Annotated in this window: 14 protein-coding genes and 1 tRNA gene; 9 read left to right on the top strand and 6 right to left on the bottom strand. The window is 70.2% G+C overall.

Features of this window, described 5'->3' with window-relative positions; genetic code table 11:
• Window position 1: 1 nt before the first annotated feature.
• Window positions 2-853, bottom strand: a complete 852-nt coding sequence (locus IEX89_RS19575; protein WP_188914949.1) for an ion transporter — start codon at window positions 851-853, stop codon at window positions 2-4.
• Window positions 854-1,009: 156 nt separating this feature from the next.
• Here IEX89_RS19575 and IEX89_RS19570 point away from each other — a divergent pair.
• Window positions 1,010-1,085 (top strand) — tRNA-Lys (locus IEX89_RS19570).
• 80 nt (window positions 1,086-1,165) lie between these two features.
• Here the strand turns inward: IEX89_RS19570 and IEX89_RS19565 are convergent.
• Both IEX89_RS19565 and IEX89_RS19560 read right to left on the bottom strand, forming a co-directional pair.
• Window positions 1,166-1,747: a hypothetical protein gene (locus tag IEX89_RS19565; RefSeq protein WP_188914948.1), complete on the bottom strand. Its 582-nt coding sequence runs from the start codon at window positions 1,745-1,747 to the stop codon at window positions 1,166-1,168.
• A 43-nt stretch (window positions 1,748-1,790) separates the two neighbouring features.
• Window positions 1,791-2,093 (bottom strand): hypothetical protein, encoded by a 303-nt coding sequence (locus IEX89_RS19560; RefSeq protein WP_188914947.1) that lies wholly within the window; start codon window positions 2,091-2,093, stop codon window positions 1,791-1,793.
• A gap of 179 nt (window positions 2,094-2,272) precedes the next feature.
• On the opposite strand from IEX89_RS19560, the gene IEX89_RS19555 reads away from it, so the two are divergent.
• Window positions 2,273-3,472 (top strand): efflux RND transporter periplasmic adaptor subunit, encoded by a 1,200-nt coding sequence (locus tag IEX89_RS19555; RefSeq protein WP_188914946.1) that lies wholly within the window; start codon window positions 2,273-2,275, stop codon window positions 3,470-3,472.
• Window positions 3,469-6,633 (top strand): efflux RND transporter permease subunit, encoded by a 3,165-nt coding sequence (locus IEX89_RS19550; RefSeq protein ID WP_188914945.1) that lies wholly within the window; start codon window positions 3,469-3,471, stop codon window positions 6,631-6,633. Before IEX89_RS19555 ends, IEX89_RS19550 begins: the two co-directional genes overlap by 4 nt.
• Window positions 6,634-6,800: 167 nt before the next feature.
• Here the strand turns inward: IEX89_RS19550 and IEX89_RS19545 are convergent, their stop codons facing one another.
• Window positions 6,801-8,549, bottom strand: coding sequence for a PHA/PHB synthase family protein (locus tag IEX89_RS19545; protein ID WP_188915044.1), 1,749 nt, complete (start codon window positions 8,547-8,549; stop codon window positions 6,801-6,803).
• 252 nt (window positions 8,550-8,801) lie between these two features.
• Here IEX89_RS19545 and IEX89_RS19540 point away from each other — a divergent pair, with 252 nt between their 5' ends.
• On the top strand, window positions 8,802-9,203 hold the full coding sequence (locus IEX89_RS19540; RefSeq protein WP_188914944.1) for a hypothetical protein: 402 nt from the start codon (window positions 8,802-8,804) through the stop codon (window positions 9,201-9,203).
• Window positions 9,204-9,314: 111 nt separating this feature from the next.
• Complete coding sequence (locus IEX89_RS19535) at window positions 9,315-10,535, top strand: LL-diaminopimelate aminotransferase (RefSeq protein ID WP_188914943.1); 1,221 nt, start codon at window positions 9,315-9,317, stop codon at window positions 10,533-10,535.
• A gap of 9 nt (window positions 10,536-10,544) precedes the next feature.
• Here IEX89_RS19535 and IEX89_RS19530 read toward each other — a convergent pair whose 3' ends face one another.
• A complete protein-coding gene (locus IEX89_RS19530) occupies window positions 10,545-11,534 on the bottom strand; it encodes a lipid kinase (RefSeq protein WP_188914942.1) in 990 nt (329 codons plus the stop codon).
• Window positions 11,535-11,750: 216 nt separating this feature from the next.
• Between IEX89_RS19530 and IEX89_RS19525 the strand changes: the two genes are divergently transcribed.
• Complete coding sequence (locus IEX89_RS19525) at window positions 11,751-11,951, top strand: hypothetical protein (protein ID WP_188914941.1); 201 nt, start codon at window positions 11,751-11,753, stop codon at window positions 11,949-11,951.
• A gap of 17 nt (window positions 11,952-11,968) precedes the next feature.
• Here the strand turns inward: IEX89_RS19525 and IEX89_RS19520 are convergent, their stop codons facing one another.
• Window positions 11,969-12,319: a c-type cytochrome gene (locus IEX89_RS19520; RefSeq protein WP_188914940.1), complete on the bottom strand. Its 351-nt coding sequence runs from the start codon at window positions 12,317-12,319 to the stop codon at window positions 11,969-11,971.
• Window positions 12,320-12,421: 102 nt separating this feature from the next.
• Here IEX89_RS19520 and IEX89_RS19515 point away from each other — a divergent pair, with 102 nt between their 5' ends.
• From IEX89_RS19515 to IEX89_RS19505, 3 genes are all read left to right on the top strand, one after another.
• Window positions 12,422-12,904, top strand: a complete 483-nt coding sequence (locus IEX89_RS19515) for a response regulator (RefSeq protein ID WP_188914939.1) — start codon at window positions 12,422-12,424, stop codon at window positions 12,902-12,904.
• Between the two features lie 143 nt (window positions 12,905-13,047).
• Complete coding sequence (locus tag IEX89_RS19510; protein ID WP_188915043.1) at window positions 13,048-14,184, top strand: Ppx/GppA phosphatase family protein; 1,137 nt, start codon at window positions 13,048-13,050, stop codon at window positions 14,182-14,184.
• Window positions 14,185-14,257: 73 nt separating this feature from the next.
• On the top strand, window positions 14,258-14,953 hold the full coding sequence (locus IEX89_RS19505; protein ID WP_188915042.1) for an RlmE family RNA methyltransferase: 696 nt from the start codon (window positions 14,258-14,260) through the stop codon (window positions 14,951-14,953).
• The last annotated feature ends 44 nt before the right edge of the window (window positions 14,954-14,997 follow it).

The raw sequence follows: 14,997 nt of genomic DNA, 5'->3' as shown, positions 1-14,997 counted from the left end.
ATCACGCCACGTCGCGCTTGCCCGAGAGCGAGCCGCGCAGCTCCGAGACCTCCCGGCGCAGCGCCCTGATTTCCTCGACGAGAACGGCGTTGCCCTCCTGCACCGCGTTCGCCGCGGCATCCGCGCTCGCGGCCTGGTCGGCCTGGCGCTCCGCCTCGCGCTCCCGCTTCGCTTCTTCCTCGTGCACGGCCTGCATGGCCGAGACGACGATGCCGATGAAGAGGTTGAGCACGGTGAACGTGGTCACAACGATGAACGGCACGAAGAACGCCCACGCGTAGGGATACACCTCCATCACCGGTCGCACGATTCCCATCGACCAGCTCTCCAGCGTCATCACCTGGAAGAGCGTGTAGCCCGACGCCGGAATGGAGCCGAACCAGTCGGGGAAGGACGCGCCGAAGAGCTTCGTCGCCATCACCGAGAAGACGTAGAAGACGAGCGTCAGCAGCACGATCACGGAGCCCATCCCCGGCAGCGCGCCGACCATGGCGCCGACGACGCGCTTGAGCGAAGGCACGATGGTGACGAGCCGCAGCAGACGCAGCACGCGCAGCGCGCGGAGCACCGAGAACGCGCCCGTCGCCGGCACGAGCGCGATGGCGACGACGACGAAGTCGAACACGTTCCACGCGTTGGTGAAGAAGCGCAGCCGGTGCACCGCGAGGCGAGCGGCGATCTCCAGCGTGAAGACGGCGAGGATCGCCTTGTCGACGGCGAGAAGCAGCGGCCCGAATCGCGCCATCGCCGCAGGCACGGTCTCGAGCCCGAGCGTGACGGCGTTGACGATGATCAGCATCATGATGACCCGCTCGACGCGGCGGGATTCGACGAAGGATCGCAGACGCTCCACGAGCGCGCTCCAAGGCGTGAGAGGGCAACGCCGATGGCAGTGCCCGCCCGCCGTGGTTTCGTCAAGCGCCTCCCCGCGCCGGACCGAAACGCCGCGCGGCCCGCGTCCACAGGCGTGTTGACCGCCCGCGGCGTTCCGCGTAACCAATGCCCGCACGAGCGCGTAGCTCAGCTGGTAGAGCAACGGACTTTTAATCTGTAGGTCCTGGGTTCGAGCCCCAGCGCGCTCACCATTCATCTTTCCGCCGCATATGAAAACGGCGCCGGCCCTGTCCGGACCGACGCCGCTGGTTCATCGCTCGTCCGCCGGGCGTCAGCCGCCGCGGTAGAACTCCTCGAACTCGCTCTGCGTGAGCTCGTCGTCGCCGCCCGAGATCAAGTCGTACCAGCGCGCGGAGAAGTCCTCGCGGGAGGTGTCGCCCTCGCTCCCGGTCCAGGCTTCGTAGAGGCCGGTCTCGGACGCGCCGGCGACGAAGTCCCGCTGCGAGAGGCCCTCGTCGGTCCCGCCGAGCGTGGTGGAATAGCCGGTGTCCTCCTCGAGATCGATGTCGTTGAACCAGGAGGCGTAGCCGCGGTCGTATTCCTCCTGGATCAGGATGGTGTCGCGATCCTCGTCCCAGGTGCCGAACAGGCCCGAGAAGAACTCCTCCTCGCCGAGGAGATCGTCCTGGTTCGTGTCCCAGGCGTCGTAGGTCTGGTCGATGTAGGGCTGGAACTCGGAGGCGCTCACGCCGCCGCTCGCATCGGCATCCATCTGGCCGTAATCGCCGATGGCGCCGGTCGTCATGCCGGAGGTGTCGCTCTGCGCCATCGCGCCGGGCGCGACGAGGAGCGCCGCGAGGAGCGCGGCGGCGGAGATCGTGGTGGAGAATCGGGTGGAGGCGGTGGTCTTCATGGGAAGCTCCCTCGTCTCGTGTGGGTGATGGTGTGCGGCAGGGTCAGCGCGAGGCGTGGTTCTCGCCGTGCTCGCGCTTCTCCAGCGTGTCGCGCCCGACGATCTTCGAGAACATGCTCGTCGGCTCGTAGAGGAGCGCGAGCTCTGCGTCCTCGAACTGCGCGAAGAACTCGTCCCACGAGATCTCCGTGAGCGCGCCGTGCTTCGACTGGTCGGCATCCGGAAACATGATGCGCACGATGCCGACGCTGTCGTCGCCGTGGGTGCGCGAGACCGCGGCGGGCTTGCCGCCCTTGCCCTCGGCCCATTTCCGGATCGTGTCGTGGTCCGTGGTGGCCTCGGCCATGTCGGAACCTCCTGTCTTCGGTCGGAGAGGGCAATCGGCGAGCGCGCCCGCGGTTCCCGGATTCCTCGCGCCGGGGAAACCACCGGAGGGTCTCGCGCCTTGACCCGGGCCGCCCCCCGCACTCACCCTCCCGCGTCGCAGCGTGCGCGGAGACCTCGAAAGCCCAGCCCGGACCCCTCATGAGCCGATCGACTCTCATCGCGGCCGCCGTCGCCGTCGCCCTCGTCGCCTGGATCGCGTCGGGCTACCTGCTCGACGGCGCGGAGCCCGCCGTCGAGCCCACGGCGCCCTCCGCGGCGCGCCAGCCGTTCCCCGTCGAGGTGCGGCGCTCCAGCGCCGCGCCCGTCACGCGCGCCCTGCTCAACCAGGGCGAGGTCCTGCCCAACCGCTCCGTGACCCTGCGCGCCGAGGTCGCCGGGCGTCTGGCGGAGATCGCGGCGCCGGAGGGGACGCGGGTCGAGGAGGGCGATCTCGTCGCGCGCGTCGACGCGGGAGACCTGCCGGCGCGGCTCGAGGAGGCGCGGGCCCTCGTCGACCAGGCGCAGGCGGATTACGACGCGGCGCTCGAGCTCGAGGATCGCGGCGTCACCACCCAGGCGACGCTGCGCGAGCGCTTCACCGCGCTCCAATCCGCCCGCGCCACCCTCGACCGGATCGAGCGGGAGATCGCCAACACCTCGATCGAGGCGCCCTTCGGCGGCATCGTCAACACGCTCGCCATCGACGAGGGCGAGTTCGTGCCCGTCAACGGCGAGATCGCGACGCTCATCGACAACGACCCTCTCGTCGTCGCCATCGACGTGCCCCAGCAGAGCATCGGCGACGTCGCGGTCGGGCGCCCGGCGCAGGTCGCCTTCGTCACGGGACGTGCGGCCGAGGGGGAGGTCTCCTACGTCTCCGCGGCGGCGCAGCCCGAGACGCGCACCTTCCGCGTCGAGATCCGGGTGCCGAACCCCGACGGTGAGGTGCCCTCCGGAATCAGCGCCGAGACGCGCATCCCCATCGAGGAGGTGCCGGCGCATTTCTTCTCGCCGGCGCTGCTCTCGCTGTCGAGCGAAGGCCAGCTCGGCGTCAAGACCGTGACGCAGGAGGGGATCGTCGACTTTCATGCCGTCGACATCGTCCAGGCGCGGGCGCAGGGCGTGTACGTGTCGGGCCTGCCCGACGAGATCCTGCTCATCACGGTCGGCCAGGGCTTCGTCGCCGAGGGCGAGGAGGTGCGCGTCGTCGAGGAGCAGACGGTCGAGGCGAGCGAGCAGCCCGGCGCCTCGCTGCCCGGGGACGCGCTGCCGCCCGGCGAGCTGCCCTCGCCGCAGGCGCCGCCGCCGGCGCCGCGACCCGCGCCCGGCGCCGCGCCCGACGAGGAGGCCGCGCGATGAACGCGATCATCGACGCCGCCTTCTCGCGCACCCGCACCGTGGTGATGCTGCTGATCTTCGTGCTGATCCTGGGGGCGATCTCCTACGTCGTCATCCCCAAGGAGAGCGCGCCGGACGTGCCGATCCCCATCGTCTACGTCTCGGTGGCCTACGAGGGCATCGCGCCCGACGACGCCGAGCGGCTCCTCGTGCGGCCGCTGGAGAGCGAGCTGCAATCGATCGAGGGCCTCTCCGAGATGAGCGCCACGGCGGCGGAGGGCTACGCCTCCGTGCAGCTCGAGTTCGAGGCGGGATCCGATTCGGACGAGGCGCTCGACGCCGTGCGCGAGGCGGTGGACCGTGCCCAGCCGGAGCTGCCGGCGGGCGCGGAGGAGCCCATCGTCCAGGAGGTGAACGTCGCGCTCTTCCCCATCCTCACGGTCGTGCTCTCCGGCCCGCTGCCGGAGCGCACGCTCGTCTCCATAGCGAACGACCTGCAGGACCGCATCGAGGGCCTCGCGGGGGTGCTCGAGGTCGATATCGGCGGGGATCGGGAGGAGCTGCTCGAGATCCTCATCGATCCCGTGACGCTCGAGACCTACGGCATCTCCTTCGAAGGGCTCGTCCAGCAGATCCAGCGCAACAACCGCCTCATCGCCGCCGGCGCGCTGGAGACGAGCGCGGGGCGCATCGTGCTCAAGGTGCCCGGCGTCATCGAGGACATCGAGGACGTGCTCTCGCTGCCGGTGAAGGTGGTGGGCGACACGGTCGTCACCTTCGCCGACGTCGCCGTGCCGCGCCGCACCTTCCGCGATCCGGAGGGGTTCGCGCGCATCGACGGCCAGCCGGCGGTGGCGCTGGAGGTGAAGAAGCGCATCGGCTCCAACATCATCGAGACGGTCGAGGCCGTGCGCGCGCTGGTCGCCGAGCGCCAGGAGGGCTGGCCGGCGGCGCTCTCCGTGTCCTACCTCCAGGACGAGAGCGAGCAGATCCGCACCATGCTGGGGGATCTGCAGAACAACGTGCTCTCCGCGATCGTCATTGTGATGATCGTCATCATCGCGACGCTGGGCCTGCGCACCGCCTTCCTCGTGGGCCTCTCGATCCCCGGCGCGTTCCTCGCCGGCATCGTGGCGATCTACTTCCTCGGCTACACGCTCAACATCGTCGTCCTGTTCTCGCTGATCCTCGTCGTCGGCATGCTCGTCGACGGCGCCATCGTGACGACGGAGCTCGCCGATCGGCGCATGGCCGAGGGCGTTCCCCCGCGCGAGGCCTACGCGGAGGCGGCCAAGCGCATGGCCTGGCCGATCGTCTCGTCGACCGCGACGACACTCGCCGTCTTCGTGCCGCTCCTGTTCTGGGGCGGCGTCGTCGGCGAGTTCATGAAGTTCCTGCCGATCACGGTGATCCTCACGCTCGCGGCCTCGCTCGCCATGGCGCTCGTCTTCATCCCCGTTCTCGGCGGCATGATCGGCAAGCCCGGCGCGCAAAGCGAGGCGCAGCTCGCGGCCCTGCGCGCGGCGGAGGGGGGCGACCTCGACGACATACGCGGTGGGACGGGCGCGTATCTGCGCACCCTGCGCTGGGCCGTGCGGCGCCCGGCGCTGACGCTGGTCGCGGCCTTCGCGCTCCTCGTCGGCGCGGTCGCGGCGTATGGCGCCTACGGGCGCGGCATCGAGTTCTTCCCCTCCGTCGAGCCGGACTTCGCGCAGATCCAGGTGCAGGCGCGGGGCAACCTCTCGGTCTGGGAGAAGGACGCCCTCGTGCGCCGCGTCGAGGCGCGGGTCCTCGACCTGCCGGAGCTGGAGCACGTCTACGCCCGCACCATCGGCGGCGGGGGCGGGCGCCAGCTCGGCGAGGACGTGATCGGCGTCATCCAGCTCGACCTGCGCGATTGGGACGTGCGCCCGCCCGCCGCCGCGATCCTCGCCGACATCCGCGAGATCACGGCGGACATCCCCGGCATCCGCCTCGAGATCCGCGAGCAGGAGGGCGGGCCCGCGCAGGGCAAGCCCGTGGAGCTGCAGGTCACCGGCCGGGGCGGGGGCGACGGGGCGCTCGACGCCGCCGTCGAGACCGTGCGCGCGACGATGGCGCGGCTCGGCGGCTTCGTCGACGTCGCCGATACGCGCCCGCTGCCCGGCGTCGAGTGGGAGCTCGCCGTCGACCGGACGCAGGCCGCGCGCTACGGCGCGGACGTGACGCTGCTCGGCCAGGCCGTCCAGCTCTTCACGGCGGGCCTCCAGGTGGCCGAGTACCGGCCGGAGACCGCCGACGGCGAGGTCGACATCCGCGTGCGCTTCCCCACGACGGACCGCAGCCTCGCGCAGCTGGAGCAGTTCCGCATCCCGACGGCCCAGGGGCTGATCCCGATCCGCAACTTCGTCGAATTCCGCCCCGCGCCGCGCACGGGCACGCTCCAGCGCATCGACGCGCGCCGCGTCATCACGGTCAGCGCCGACGTGCCGGAGGGCGTTCTCGCCAGCGAGAGGATCGAGGCGCTGCGCGTCGCGCTCGCCGACGCGGAGCTGCCCGAGGGCGTGCGCGTCGTCTTCGCCGGGCAGGACGAGGATCAGCGGGAGGCGGGGCTCTTCCTGGCGCAGGCTTTCGGGGCGGCGATCTTCCTGATGCTGATCATCCTCGTCACGCAGTTCAACAGCCTCTACCAGGCCGGCCTCGTGCTCTCCGCGATCGTGTTCTCGACGGCGGGCGTGCTGCTGGGCCTGCTGATCACGGGTCGCCCGTTCGGCGTGGTGATGGGCGGCATCGGCGTTATCGCGCTGGCCGGCATCGTCGTGAACAACAACATCGTGCTCATCGACACCTGCAACGACCTCCTGCGCCGCGGGCTCGACCCGGTGGAGGCGGTGCTGCGCACGGGCGCTCAGCGCCTGCGGCCGGTGGTGCTCACCTCGGCGACGACGGTGCTCGGCCTCATGCCGATGGTGCTCGGCATCAACATCGACCTCGTCGGCCGCGAGATCCTGATCGGCGCGCCCTCGACGCAATGGTGGACGGAGCTCGCCAGCGCCATCGCCGGCGGGCTCACCTTCGCCACCGTGCTGACGCTGATCCTGACGCCGGCCATGCTGGTGCTCGGCGCACGGACGAGCGCCGCCGGTAAGCGCCTGGCGGAGCGCTTCCGGCGCCGACGCGTCGCCGCGGAGGGGGCCGAGTAGCGCGCAGGTTCGGACCCGAACGCGCCACCTCTCCGCAGGGGAGGACGACGACCCATGGGTCGGAGGGTGGGGCGGGGGTGGTCCGGGGTGCAGAATGATCGGAACGGCCCCACCGCCCGCGCTTCGCGCGGACTCCTCCCCTGCGGGAAGGAAGCGATGCCGTCTCGTCAGGCCTTCTCCAGCACGTAGGTCCCCGGCGCGTCGCCGAGGGGGGCGAGCGCGCCGTCTCCTGGGGTGCGGGCGGGGACGCGCTCGGGCGCCTGGTTCTCGATCCAGGAGAACCAGTAGGGCCACCACGAGCCCGGATGCTCCGTCGCCTTCGCGATCCAGTCCTCGAGCTCGCCCTCGGGCTTGCCTCCGGTCCAGTATTGATATTTCGGCTTGGAGGGCGGGTTGACCACGCCGGCGATGTGACCGGAGCCGGCCATGACGTAGTCCACCGGACCGCCGAAGGCGGAGGAGCCGAGGAAGACGGATTTCGCCGGGGCGATGTGGTCCTCGCGGGTGGCGAGGTTGAAGATCGGGATCTTGACCTTCTTCAAATCGATCTTCTTGCCCGCGATCGTGACCTTGCCGCAGCTGAGGTTGTTCTCGAGATAGCAGTTGCGCAGGTAGAACGAATGGTTCGCCGCCGGCATGCGGGTCGAATCCGAGTTCCAGTACAGCAGGTCGAAGGGGAAGGGCGCCTGGCCCTTGAGGTAGACGTTGACGATGTAGGGCCAGATCAGATCGTTGGGCCGCAGCATGTTGAAGGCCGAGGCCATGCGCGAGCCTTCGAGATAGCCGCGCGCCTTCATCGTCTCCTCGATGGCGCGGATGCCGGTCTCGTCGGCGAAGACCTTGAGGTCGCCCGCATGGGTGAAGTCGACCTGCGTCGTGAAGAGCGTCGCGGAGGCGATGCGGTCGTCCTTCGTCGCGGCCATGTAGCCGAGCGCGGTCGAGAGCAGCGTGCCGCCGACGCAATAGCCGATCGCCGTCACCTGCCGCTCGCCCGTCGCCTGCTCGATGGCGTCGAGCGCGGCGAAGATCCCCTCGCGCATGTAGTGCTCGAAGCTCTTCTCCGCGAGCCGCGCATCCGGGTTGACCCAGGAGATGCAGAAGACGGTGAGCCCCTGGGAGACGGCCCAGCGGATGAAGCTCTTCTGCTCGTTGAGATCGAGGATGTAGAACTTGTTGATCCACGGCGGCACGATCAGCAGCGGCCGCTTCAGCACGTCGTCCGTGGTCGGTGAATATTGCAGCAGCTCGATCAGCTCGTTGCGGAAGATCACCTTGCCCGGCGTCGTGGCCAGGTTGACGCCGACCTTGAATCGCGCCGGGTCCGACTGACGGATCTTCAATTCGCCGTCGCCGGCCTCGATGTCCTCCGCCAGCATCTGCATGCCGCGCACGAGGTTCGCGCCCGATTCGCGCAGGGTCTCGCGGATCAGCTCCGGGTTCGTCGTGAGGAAGTTCGACGGCGAGAGCGCGCTCGACATCTGGCGCACGTAGAAGCGCGCTTTCTGCCGCGTGGGCTCGTCGATCCCCTCCGCCTCGTCGACCATGCTCTCCGCCCAGCGCGAGGTGGCGAGATAGGCCTGCTTGAGGAAGTCGAAATAGGCGTTGTCGGACCATTCCTTGTCCGCAAAGCGCGAATCCTTCGGGTCCGGCGCCGCGGCGGGGGGCACGTCCTCGCCCTGCATGCGCCGCAGCGAGGACGACCAGATGTCGAAGAAGGACGCGCCGAGGCGCGCCTGCGCCTCGATGGCCTTCTGCGGATCGATCAGCCAGCGCTCGGTGACGTGGACGAGCGTCTTGACCATGTCCGACATCTCGTCGGCCATGCCCGTCTTCGCCCGCCGCTCCTCGATTGGCTTGAGATAGGCCGCGGTCGCCTTGCCGTATTCCTCCACGAGCCGCGCCATGTTGCGCGACATCGCCTCGAAATCGGGCGCGGGCTGGTCGGACGTGGATGCGCGTGGTCCTTCGGACCTTCTGTTGTCGCTCACGGACGCTTCCCCCTCGTTCGGACGGCGACGCGCCGACGTCCTCCCCCGAACCTCCCTGCCCGGGCTCGCCCGTCGACGCCGTCCTTTCGACACTTTACCGAGCGCGATATGGTTTTCGCTAGACCCGGAAGACGCCCGATGCGAAGGCGTTCCCGGAAAGCGTGATCGAGCGGAGCGTGCATGACGGCGATCTGGCGCAGGATGGTGACGGCGGCGGGCCTCGCGCTCGCGGTCGCGACGCTCGGCGGCTGCGCGGGCGACCTCAACCCCGTGCGCGACGTGTTCGCGTCCGTGGGTGCCACGGCGCCGCAGCAGGCCGCCCCCGGCTTCATCGAGGAGAGCCGGCCCGCCGCCGAGGCGGACTACCTGCCCATCGCCCCGGCGCCGGCGCGGGAGACCGCGCCGAAGACGCAGGCCGAGGTGGAGGCCGCGCGCGCCGAGCTCGAAGCCGCCCTCGCGGAGACGAACGCGCGCGGCGCTCGCGCGCGGCGCCTCGCCATCGGGCCGGCGCCGGAGCCCGTCGCGGTCGAGCCGCTGCCCGCCATCGAGGACGATATCGCCCCGCCGCCGAGCACCCGCTGAGGCGCGCCACGAGCCGAGCCTCCTGCGCCGCGACTTATTGCTGGATGCTCCATTAACCACGCCGTGCTACAACACGAGACCCGGCAAACCCCGGCAATCCTGGATCCCGCCATGACCGACTTCCACCGCATCAAGCGCCTGCCGCCCTACGTCTTCGAGCCCGTGAACCGGATCAAGGCCGCCGCACGCGCCCGCGGGGCCGACATCGTCGATCTCGGCATGGGCAACCCGGACCTGCCGGCGCCCACGCACATCATCCAGAAGCTCGTCGAGACCGCGGGCAAGCCGCGCACGGACCGCTATTCCGCCTCCAAGGGCATCAACGGCCTGCGCCGCGCCCAGGCGGGCTATTACGAGCGCCGCTTCGGCGTGAAGCTGAACCCGGACACGCAGGTCGTCGCCACGCTCGGCTCCAAGGAGGGCTTCGCCAACATGGCGCAGGCCATCACGGCGCCCGGCGACGTGGTGCTCGTGCCCAACCCGAGCTACCCGATCCATGCCTTCGGTTTCCTCATGGCCGGCGGAGTGATTCGCTCCGTCCCGGCGACGGCGGACGACGCCTTCTTCGCCGCCATGGAGCGGGCGGTGATCCACTCGATCCCCAAGCCCATCGCCGTCGTCGTCTGCTACCCGTCTAACCCCACGGGCTTCACCGCCTCGCTCGACTTCTACAAGGAGCTCGTCGCCTTCGCGAAGAAGCACGAGCTGATCGTGCTGTCCGATCTCGCCTATGCCGAGATCTATTTCGACGGCGTGCCTCCGCCCTCCGTTCTCCAGGTGCCCGGCGCCATGGACGTGACGGTGGAGTTCACCTCCATGTCGAAGACGTTCTCCATGGCGGGCTGGCGCATCGGCTTCGCGGTGGGCAACGAGCGGCTCCTCGCCGCGCTCGCGCGGGTGAAGTCGTACCTCGATTACGGCGCGTTCACGCCGGTCCAGGTCGCGGCCGCCGCGGCGCTGAACGGGCCGGACGACTGCATCGCGGAAACCCGCGCGATCTACAAGCGCCGCCGCGACGTGCTGGTGGAGAGCTTCGACAAGGCAGGCTTCCCCGTGCCGAGCCCGAGCGCCTCGATGTTCGCCTGGGCGCCCATCCCCGAGCGCTACCGCCATCTCGGCTCGCTCGAGTTCGCCAAGCTCCTCGTGGAGAAGGCGGAGGTCGCCGTCGCGCCGGGCGTCGGCTTCGGCGAGCACGGGGACGAGTACGTGCGCATCGCCATCGTCGAGAACGAGCAGCGCATCCGCCAGGCCGCGCGAAACATCCGCCGCTTCTTCGAGACGGATGCTACCGGCCACAACGTCGTGCCGATGGTGCGCACCGGCTCGGCCTGATCGAGTGCCTCAGGCCGGCGGCGGCTCGCCGTTCGGCCCGTGCAGGCCCGGCGTCGGCGCGTCCGGGACGAACACGCGCACGGCGCGCGCGAGCACCTTGAAGTGCGCGGGCGTCTTCGTGATCAGTTCCCCGTCCGCGTTGACCGAGCGAGACTTGCGCGTGGTGACGGTGAATTCCGTCGCCGCGCGCGAGCGCACGTCCTGGAATGCCACGTGCCGGCCGGATCGGAAGGCGCCGGCGAGGAGCAGGAGCTCCATGGGCCGGCGCATCTCGAGGCTGTAGAGGTGGAGGGTCGCGTCGTCGATGGTCGCGGTCTCGTCCACCGCCATGCCGCCTCCGTAATAGCGCCCGTTCCCAACCGCGATCTGGAAGGTGGTGACGCGGGCGCGCTCCTGTGGGCATTCGATGGTGGCGCGGAAGGGCCGCGCGCGCGCCAGGACGCGAGCTGCGGCAATGGCATAGCCGAATCGGCCGAAGCGTCGCTTGAGGTCGCGCGTCAGCTCGCGGGCTAGATCCGCCGAGAGACCGATGGAGGCGACGTTGAAGAAGGGCCGCCCGTTCACCTCGCCGCAATCGATGAGCCGGGTGCGCCCGCGCAGGATGATGTCGGCCGCCGCCTCCAGGTCCTCGGGGATGCCGAGCGTGCGGGCGAGGTCGTTCGCCGTGCCGAGCGGCAGGATGCCCAGCGGCAGGCCGGTGTCGATGATCCCGCGCGCGGCCGCGTTCATGGTCCCGTCGCCGCCGCCGACGACGACCATGTCGACGTCGTCGCGATGAGAGCGGATGACGTCGCCGAGCGTCTCTGGATCGTGGCAATCCTCGACGACGATCTCGAGATCCTCGTAGGCGTCGAGCTTGGAGACGGCCGTCTCCATCATCTCCGGCGCGCGGCGGCTCTTGCCGTTGACGAGGACGAGCGCCCGCCGGGCGACGCCGCGCGCCGGCGGGGGAGGGGCATTGGTGGCCTCCTCGGCGGCCTCACCAGGCTCGGCCGTCATGTCTGATGATCTCCCGTGATGCGGACGGGAGCACGAACCGCGTCGCGCGGCGAAGGTTCCTGCGAGGCGAAGGTTCTCGCGAGGAGAGGCTGCCAGCCTCGCGCAGGGTCCATCAAGTACGAATCGGGGAACCACCGGATAGGTGAGGCGTTAACAATCCGGTAACATTTCGTGATCGCTCGCGAAGACCATCGCGAAGCCCGAGGAGTGATCGCCGTGCCCGTCCTGGACAACGCCTCGCACGAGACCGCGGAGGACCTCGCAGTCCTGCGCAACGCGCTCGGCCCGGCCAGGGTCGCACCGCTCCATGCCGACGCGATGCGCGAGGCCGCGGCCGTCGCGACCCGCAAGGCGATGCGCAACGCCGCCGCGCGCCGTCCCCGCCGCCTCGTGCGGGCGGAGGTGGAGGGCGGCTGAGACGCGCACGCTGCGCCCTAATCGGCCAGGCTGTCGATGTACGAAGCGAGATCCGCGATCTCGTCGCGCGTCAGCGCCATGTCCGGCATGACCGGATGCGGATCGGCCAGGAAAGCCGTGAGCGTCTCGCCGGAGAGATCCCCTCGCGCGGCGATGGCGTGGAACGTCGGCACCTCGTCGGTCGCGGTCTCCTGCTCCCGAGAGACGAGATGGCAGGACGCGCACCAGCGCTCCGCGATGGCGCGCCCCTCCTCGACGTCGGCGGCGCGCGCGGCCGGGCTCGCCAGGAGAGAGGCGAGGAGGATCGCGACGCCCGTCGCCAGGCCGGGGAGGGCGGGACGGCGCTCGAACCGGGTCGCATTCCTCATGATCGTCTCCCGCATCGTCACGGCACGCGTTTTCCTGCGCGTTAGCGAAGCGGAAAAGGTTGGGGCGGCAAACTCCGCGTGAACCCGGATGCGCACCCTTCCATGATCGCGACCCCGACCTTCCCGGACCTCGCCGCCCTCGTCGTCGACGAGAGCCTCTACGTGCGCCGCATCCTCCGCGACATGCTGACGCGCGTCGGCATCAAGCGCGTGCTCGAGGCGCCGGACGGCGCGGAGGCGCTGGGCGTGCTGTCCGAATCGAAGCCGGACCTCGTGATCCTCGACTGGGACCTCGCCATCCTCTCGGGCGAGGAGTTCATCCGCCTCACCCGCACGCCCACGACCTCGCCCGCGCCGACGGTGCCGATCATCGTGATGATGTCGAAGCCGCGCCGCTACGTGGTCGATCGCGCGGTCGGGCTCGGTGTCAACGAGATCATCGCCAAGCCCTTCTCGCCCAAGGTTCTCTGGTCGCGCCTCGACGAGGTGATCAACCGCCCGCGCCCCTACCTGCAGGTGAAGAGCCTCTTGCGCCCCGTCGCCCGCACGGCGCCCGGGCAGCTCGCGACGAAGTCCGCCGCCTGATCGGCAGACGCCGGAGCGCGGCTCCGTCCCCAGGCGAAGCTTCGTGCTCGCCGCAATAGGCCTTGGCATGGCCGCTTTCGGGCGCTTACATTAACGGCAAGTAGCTAGGCGAACCTCTTCGGAGGCGGCGCCGCAGACGGATGATGGACTTGCTCGTCAATGTCGGAGATCAGCCGCAGGTCAAGGAATCCGGGAGCGTCCCGGCTCTGACGCCTCTGGCCTCGGCCACGCCGCAGGCGCCGGCTTTCGCCGGCCCCGAGGGCGCGCATCGCCCCCGCACGAGCCACCCCGCGGGCGCAAGCGCATACGCGGCGCTCGACCTCGGCACCAACAATTGCCGTCTCCTCATCGCCCAGCCCTCGCGCCACGGCTTCCGCGTCGTGGACGCGTTCTCGCGCATCGTGCGCCTGGGTGAAGGCCTCGCCGCGAGCGAGCGGCTGAGCCAGCTCGCCATCGATCGCACGATGGAGGCGCTGCGGATCTGCCGCGACAAGATGCGGATGAAGGGTGTACGCCGCGCCCGCCTCATCGCCACGGAGGCCTGCCGCGCGGCGCGCAACGGCGAGAGCTTCGTCGAGCGCGTGCAGGAGGAGGTGGGGCTCGAGCTCGAGATCGTCGATCGCCGCACCGAGGCCTATCTCGCGGTGACCGGCTGCGCGGCCCTCGCCGATCCCGACGCGCATTCCGTCGTCATCTTCGACATCGGCGGCGGCTCCACCGAGATCGCGTGGCTCGACGGGCGCGCCAAGAGCCCGATGCAGGACCCCTGCAAGCGCATCCGCGCCTGGGATTCGCTCCCCGTCGGCGTCGTCACCGTGGCCGAGCGGCACGGGGGCGTGTGCGTCACGCCCGAGAGCTTCGAGCGGATGGTCGAGGAGGTGCAGGTCCTGCTCGAGCCCTTCCAGATCGCGGCGAGCTCTGCGAGCAACGCGCCGGGCTTCCATCTCCTCGGCACCTCCGGCACCGTCACCACGCTCGGCGGGATCTTCCTCGACCTGCCGCGCTACGACCGACGCCGCGTCGACGGGCTGTGGATGGCGGACGTCGAGATCGACCACGTCATCGAGGACCTGATCCGGCTGAACTACGACGAGCGCTCGACGCATCCGTGCATCGGCCGCGACCGGGCGGACCTCGTCCTCGCCGGCTGCGCCATCCTGGAGGCGATCCGCCGTGCCTTCCCCTCGCCGCGGCTGCGCATCGCCGATCGCGGCCTGCGCGAGGGCATCCTGATGAACCTGATGCGCGAGGACGGGGTGTGGCGCCGCCGCCGGCGGTGAGCCGCGCCCGACCTCCCCGCAGCCACGAGCCCGAGACACCGTGAGCGAGAAGAAATCCGGCGCCCCGCGCGCCATGAAGGTCCGCGTGAAGAGCGCGCGGGGGCGCACGACGTCCTCCCAGCGCTGGCTCGAGCGGCAGCTCAACGACCCCTACGTCGTCCGCGCCAAGGCGGAGGGCTTCCGTTCGCGCGCGGCCTTCAAGCTGCTCGAGATCGACGAGAAGTACCGCTTCCTGAAGCCCGGCCAGCGCATCGTCGATCTCGGCGCCGCGCCCGGCGGCTGGTCCCAGGTCGCCGCGCGCAAGATCGGGCTGGAGCGCTCGGACCGCGCCACCATCGTCGGCATCGACCTCCTGCCCGTGGAGCCGATGCCCGGCGCCACCTTCATCGAGCTCGATTTCCTCGCCGAGGACGCGCCCGATCGCCTGAAGGCGCTTCTCGGCGGCGAGGCGGACGTCGTGATGTCCGACATGGCGGCCAACGCCACCGGCCACAAGAAGACCGACCACCTGCGCATCATGGGTCTCGCGGAAGCGGGCGTCGAGTTCGCCCGCGAGGTGCTGGCGCCGGGCGGGACCTTCCTGTGCAAGGTCTTGCGCGGCGGCACGGAGCACACGCTCCTCGCCGATCTCAAGCGCGACTTCGCCGCCGTGCGGCACGTGAAGCCCGGCGCGAGCCGCGCCGATTCGGCGGAGCTGTTCGTGCTCGCCACCGGCTTTCGCGGACGCGTCGTTCAGACCGACGAGAGCGCCGAAGGGCAGGGGACCTGACGCCGATCGATCGCGTCTCATCGTCCTCGCCCCTGTTCCTTCCC

It is taken from the genome of Salinarimonas ramus (assembly GCF_014645695.1).
Classification (GTDB): domain Bacteria; phylum Pseudomonadota; class Alphaproteobacteria; order Rhizobiales; family Beijerinckiaceae; genus Salinarimonas; species Salinarimonas ramus.
Note: the sequence above shows the minus strand (reverse complement) of the source record. Positions and strands in the feature narration are given on the sequence as shown.

Coding starts and splice junctions, on each gene's coding strand:
- IEX89_RS19515 (WP_188914939.1), top strand. CDS start 12,422: ATGATCGCGACCCCGACCTTCCCGGACCTCGCCGCCCTCGTCGTCGAC.
- IEX89_RS19545 (WP_188915044.1), bottom strand. CDS start 8,549: ATGTCGCGCAACATGGCGCGGCTCGTGGAGGAATACGGCAAGGCGACC.
- IEX89_RS19530 (WP_188914942.1), bottom strand. CDS start 11,534: ATGACGGCCGAGCCTGGTGAGGCCGCCGAGGAGGCCACCAATGCCCCT.
- IEX89_RS19560 (WP_188914947.1), bottom strand. CDS start 2,093: ATGGCCGAGGCCACCACGGACCACGACACGATCCGGAAATGGGCCGAG.
- IEX89_RS19540 (WP_188914944.1), top strand. CDS start 8,802: ATGACGGCGATCTGGCGCAGGATGGTGACGGCGGCGGGCCTCGCGCTC.
- IEX89_RS19555 (WP_188914946.1), top strand. CDS start 2,273: ATGAGCCGATCGACTCTCATCGCGGCCGCCGTCGCCGTCGCCCTCGTC.
- IEX89_RS19510 (WP_188915043.1), top strand. CDS start 13,048: ATGGACTTGCTCGTCAATGTCGGAGATCAGCCGCAGGTCAAGGAATCC.
- IEX89_RS19520 (WP_188914940.1), bottom strand. CDS start 12,319: ATGAGGAATGCGACCCGGTTCGAGCGCCGTCCCGCCCTCCCCGGCCTG.
- IEX89_RS19565 (WP_188914948.1), bottom strand. CDS start 1,747: ATGAAGACCACCGCCTCCACCCGATTCTCCACCACGATCTCCGCCGCC.
- IEX89_RS19550 (WP_188914945.1), top strand. CDS start 3,469: ATGAACGCGATCATCGACGCCGCCTTCTCGCGCACCCGCACCGTGGTG.
- IEX89_RS19505 (WP_188915042.1), top strand. CDS start 14,258: ATGAAGGTCCGCGTGAAGAGCGCGCGGGGGCGCACGACGTCCTCCCAG.
- IEX89_RS19535 (WP_188914943.1), top strand. CDS start 9,315: ATGACCGACTTCCACCGCATCAAGCGCCTGCCGCCCTACGTCTTCGAG.